The organism is Deltaproteobacteria bacterium (assembly GCA_022340465.1).
Classification (GTDB): Bacteria; Desulfobacterota; Desulfobacteria; order Desulfobacterales; family B30-G6; genus JAJDNW01.
The window spans coordinates 1-3,042 of the sequence record JAJDNW010000148.1 but is presented as its reverse complement, the minus strand read 5'-3'; the positions used below and the strand labels follow the sequence as shown (position 1 = coordinate 3,042).

At 59.1% G+C, this 3,042-nt stretch carries 2 protein-coding genes; both read right to left on the bottom strand.

What is annotated here, in order from left to right; translation table 11 throughout:
* Positions 1-430 precede the first annotated feature (430 nt).
* Positions 431-1,990, bottom strand: a complete 1,560-nt coding sequence (locus LJE94_18855) for an FGGY-family carbohydrate kinase (protein MCG6912156.1) — start codon at positions 1,988-1,990, stop codon at positions 431-433.
* Positions 1,987-3,042, bottom strand: a 1,056-nt coding sequence (locus LJE94_18850) for a CoA-binding protein (GenBank protein ID MCG6912155.1), incomplete at its 5' end; no start/stop codon positions are given. The genes LJE94_18855 and LJE94_18850, both read right to left, overlap by 4 nt.

The window sequence follows — 3,042 nt, the reverse complement described above, 5'->3', positions numbered from 1 at the left end:
AGCCATGACGTTGGTACGTCCACGCGTTGCGGTTATCGGGGCCGGTGCAATTGGATGTGTGACTGCGGGTTTCCCTTCCCATGAGGGGCATGACGTGGAAAATGTTTGCAAACACAAAAACACAGTGGGCCGATGTTCTCTACACACACGCTGCGAATTTTATCGTGGGCGATCTATATGGGCTGAAAAAAGAAGTTGTTCGGCATGCGGCGTGACATTTGACGCCGCAGGTGCGGTGAACCCGGCAACCCGGGAGGCTTTAATTAATTGAGCCATCGGGGTGTTTTCCCGTCATCCCCGCGCAGGCGGGGATCCAGGGCATATGGCTAATCGCTCTCTTGATCCCCGCCTGCACAGGGATGACAAGGGTTTTAAGCTAAAACTCCCCGATCCTTGAATTAATTTTGTCTTCAAGGAATGGCCGTTAGCCTTACTCGGGGTACCCGGTAATTTCGCGGATGCGCTCGTAGAGGGGCTTCAGACGTCCATACATCTTTTTATAAACGTCCTGGTAAAGAGCGTTATAGAGCTTGTGGGTTTTCAGGTCCGGTTCGAAAACCTCGCCCACGTGGGTCATGGCTTTGACGGCCGCGGAAAAATTTTCGTGCAGCCCGAGGCCGACCGCGGCGTCGATGGCGGCCCCCAGGCCGGAAGTCTCATACACCTCCGGTTTGGCCGTGGGCAGGCCGAAAATATCGGCGGTGATCTGCATGGCGTTGCGGCTCTGGCTGCCCCCCCCGGACACCCGTAGGCTGGTGATGGGAATTTTCGTACGCCGTTCGATACGCTCCTTGCCCTCCCTGAGAGCGTAGGCCAACCCCTCCAGAATGGAACGGTACAGGTGGGCGCGCGTGTGAATGTCCCCGAACCCGATAATGGCGCCCTTGGCTTCCGGTCCCGGTGATTTCAACCCCGGTGTCCAGTAAGGCTGGAGCATCAGCCCCATGGAACCGGGCTCGACTTTGTCCACCAGATTGTCGAAAAGCGCTTCAGGCTCCAGGTCCTTTTTCGCGGCAACCTGCATTTCGGGGTGACCGAACTGCTTTTTAAACCAGTTGACCATCCAGTATCCCCGGTACACCTGGACCTCCACCGCATAATAACCCGGGATGGCCGACGGATAGGCGGGCAGCAACGAAATCGGCTCCACATATTTCCGGTGGGTCACGTTGATGGTCGCCGTGGTACCGTAACTCAGGCAACCGACCTGCGGTTCCAAGCTGCCGGAGCCGATCACCTCACAGGCTTTGTCCGCCGCCGCGGCTATCAGGGGCAGCCCCGCCGGGATGCCTGTTTGCGTCGAGGCCGCGGACGTTATTTCTCCCAGCACGACCCCGGGTTGTTTTAATCGGGGAAGCAGTTCCGGCGCCATGGGCAGGACGCGCCACTTCCAGTCCCACCTGGCCGACCAGCGCTGTCGCCTGTAGTCGAAGGGAACGTAGCCCACCTGACAACCCACCGAATCGGCGAATTCGCCGGTCAACCGATGGGTGAGGTATCCCGACAGGAACAGGTATTTGTAGGTGTTTTTCCAGATTTCCGGCTGATAGGTGCGAATCCAGTTGGCTTCGGCCTCTTCTTGAAGGTAGGCAACGGTCTTGCGAAGACCGGCGACCATGAAGATGAGGCCCCACCAACCGCCCACCGCAGGCAGACCGTAGGTCCTGCGCTGGTCAGGCCACAGCATGGCCGGCCGCAGTGCCGTACCATTCTTATCAACGTTTACTACGGTGCTCCGCTGAGTGGTCAGGGCGACGCCGGCAATCCTGGTCTTTTCCACCTCCCCTCGAGACCACAACGACCGGCATCCCTGACAGAGTGCCCTCCAGAATACCTCGGGGTCCTGTTCGGTCCAACCCGGCTGATCCGAAAAGTAGGGCTCGAAAACAACCACCTCTTTGGCCAGCAACCGGCCCTCAAGGTCGTACACAAGGGCCTTGAGGCTCTGGGTGCCGTTGTCGATGGCCAGGACAAGATCCTTCGTCGTCATCCTTCCTCCAGCCGCCTTTTCATGGCTTTGTAATCCAAAAGGGCGCGCAAGGCCCGGGAAGCCCTTGTGGGATCCGGGAACAACGGGATACCGTTGGTGATCAACCGCCGGGAAAAGTCTTCCTTCAAGCTGCGGTGGGTGAAGCCGACAACGGGTTTCCCCCCCCCGGCTGTCGCCGCGGCGTACCTGTCGGCAGCATCCAGGGCTAATTTTTCGGCTTCCCGGGAGACTTTTTCGGGGGGCAGACCCATCTGTTTCAAGGCCCGCTCGATAAAGACGGAGGGGGACAGGAAATAGGTCAACAAGGTGTCGATATTTTCCTCCTCCAGCAGCGAGGAAGGGATCTTGTCGAAATAGTCCATGAGGTTTTTGGTAAAGGTGAAATCCACGGGGTTGCCGAAGGTGCCCGTGTGCGGCATGAAAGGTTTCAGCGCCTCGACCGTCCGCTGGGAAAGCGGCGGCAGCACCATACCGACGCGGTCACAGGCGTCCGCAGCCGTGGCCCCCGGACCGCCGGAGTTTGTTTGAACCATTATGCGGTTGCCCGCCGGCAGCGGCAGGACCCCCAGGGCCCAGCAAAAGTCGAACAACTCCGTAATGGACGCCGCTCGAATGATGCCGCTTTGTTTGAACATGCCCTCATAGAGATCGTCCGGCCCCGCCATGGAACCTGTGTGGGAAAAACCGGCCCGCCTTCCGGCCTCCGATCCGCCGACGTAAAGGGCCACGATCGGCTTGTGCGGCGCAATTTTCCTGGCGGCTTCCATGAAGCGTCCTCCGCGCCGAACGCCTTCGATATAAAGAGCGATCACTTTCGTATGGGGACACGTGGCCAGGTATTCCATGCAGTCGACAATGTCTACATTGGCCTCGTTCCCCACACTGAAAGCCGTGCTGTACCCCAAGCCGAATCCGGCCAGGTAGTTGAACATCTGGGTGACGAAGCTGCCACTCTGGGAAGCCAGGCCGATAAACCCCGGCTCGGCATCGTAATGGAAGGGCGTGGGATTCATACGGTGGTGCGGATTGGCTACGCCGAGGCAGTTGGGGCC

Excerpts from the sequence above, each read along its gene's own strand:
- LJE94_18855 (MCG6912156.1), bottom strand. The coding sequence starts at position 1,990 with ATGACGACGAAGGATCTTGTCCTGGCCATCGACAACGGCACCCAGAGC.